1 protein-coding gene is annotated in these 1,879 nt (G+C 52.4%); it reads right to left on the reverse strand.

Going from position 1 to position 1,879, the window contains the following annotated elements:
• Positions 1-203: 203 nt before the first annotated feature.
• The gene (locus tag ABEV74_RS14655; protein ID WP_144937877.1) at positions 204-1,673 is read right to left on the reverse strand and encodes an IS1380 family transposase; all 1,470 of its coding nucleotides are present in this window, start codon (positions 1,671-1,673) and stop codon (positions 204-206) included.
• Between the last annotated feature and the right edge of the window lie 206 nt (positions 1,674-1,879).

Consider the following 1,879-nt stretch of genomic DNA (forward strand, 5'->3'; position numbering starts at 1 on the left):
CATGAAATCGGAATGTGGATAACTCAAGACTGTGGATAACTCGTCATTGTCTCTGGAATCCCCGTTTCGATGCAGGTTTTGGGACGGGACTTCGAATCTTCTTGCATTCACACGGGAGTGCAAATCGCTTTTTTGGCAAACCCAAAGAAGCCTGTGATTTTACAGGTTCTCGTTTCGTCGTGTTCAGGAGATGCATCCATCCGTCATGCCATTTGCTGAATGGGCACGAATCGTTCAGCAAACGCGCGAAGCTTGTATTGTATGGTTTCGACGATGCCAGCGAGTGTCGGATTCGGCGCAAGCCGGATATGCTGGTATCGGCCGGAGCCGACCACATTGCCGGGCACCCGGATCACCGACCGGCGAATCGTTTGGACTTCGCACCGCTTGAGCGACTCCGGCATCAGCGTCTGCTTGAACCAGACCATCACGTTGTAGGCGATGGCTTTGATCCAACTGAACAGCAGGTTCCGGAGCAGGGAATGCTGGCTGTTCTGTTCCACCGCATAACCTTCTTTCAATTCATCAATGCGATTCTCGATGTTGGCCCGCTTGTTGTACGAGCGAAGCAGCGGCAAAGGCTTGAGATCGGCATTCGTGACGATGGCTTGGAAGGAATAGGTCGTAAGTGCCATCGTCAATTGGTCATCGGTTGTACGCTCGGTTTCGTGGGCTTCCCGGTAGATGACGCAGCGCCGTGCTTTCTCCCAGTTGGTGAGGAGAATCGGGATGTCGGCAGCAGCCCAACGATCGTCTTCGGTCGCGAACGTGATGTCCTCTTGTTTTTCCGACAGCGTTTCCCAGAATGCCGGATGTTGCTCAAGGTAGGCAATCGCCTTCTTCACAGTGGCCTTCTTCGGCAGTTTGAAGATGTACTGCCACCCCCGTTCTTCAGCGTACGCCATGACAGCGTCATCGGCAAAACCGCAGTCGGCCCGGATGCCTTCGATGATCCATTCCGGCGGCAACATCGCCTCGATTTCTTTAACGAACGAGAGCAGATCCTTCATGCCGTTCGTGTTGCCGGGATTCACTTGCAAGTGGATGAGCTCGCCGCTTCCGGCGATGAAGGCAACCCGGATTTTGTATGAGGGGCGTCCGTGGTAACGCGGATTGTAGCCGTTTGTTGCGCCTTCTTGTTCACCGAACAGCGTGATGACCGTATCGTCGATGTCGATCCAGACCAAGCGCTTTTCGCCCGTCCGCGCCTTGCGTGCCAGCAAATCCCGATTTAAGGCGACAAGCTGAATCAGATGGCTCCAGGAAAGCTTGCCCAAGAAGCCGCGGAAGGTGCTTTCGTCAGGAAAGCGGTCGACACCGGTCACGATCTGGTAACCAGGGTCCGACTGCAGGGCATTCATATGCGAAAAACGCGTGTGGCCGAGCAGCGCGCAGTCCAGCAAATGATCGACAAGCTTAGAGGCTGGGTAGACACAGTTGGCTTTTTGCTCCAGATGGAAGTGATCTTCGATCAGGGCATCCAGACCGATGAGTTCCTTGAACCTGGCAAGGAACTGGAAGTTGCCGGCTTCCGTGACGGTGTTGTTGTCGAATGTGACCGGTCTCAACTTCTTCATGATATGCTTGATTCGGCGACGATCCGCAAGAATTTCAATTCGGCGTTCGCGGCGTGTTTTTTGTTCTGGCGCATGGTTGGTTGCTTGTGGTACCATGTTGCTAGGGACACTTCCTCTCGTTGGTTATTCGTGGTGGTTTAACCTTTGACAAGAGGCTTGCAGTGTCCTGTTTATTTTGCAAAAAAATTAGCAACTTTTTATGACGAAGAAACACTATCACGACACGGATCTTTCAACTTTTGATAAGGTTACTTTCCGATTTCATGTTTAAATCCCACTACGTTCAGATAAAACTAGACCTT

This window comes from Paenibacillus cisolokensis (genome assembly GCF_050481165.1).
Classification (GTDB): domain Bacteria; phylum Bacillota; class Bacilli; order Paenibacillales; family Paenibacillaceae; genus Paenibacillus_AH; species Paenibacillus_AH cisolokensis.

Excerpts from the sequence above, each read along its gene's own strand:
- ABEV74_RS14655 (WP_144937877.1), bottom strand. The coding sequence starts at position 1,673 with ATGGTACCACAAGCAACCAACCATGCGCCAGAACAAAAAACACGCCGC.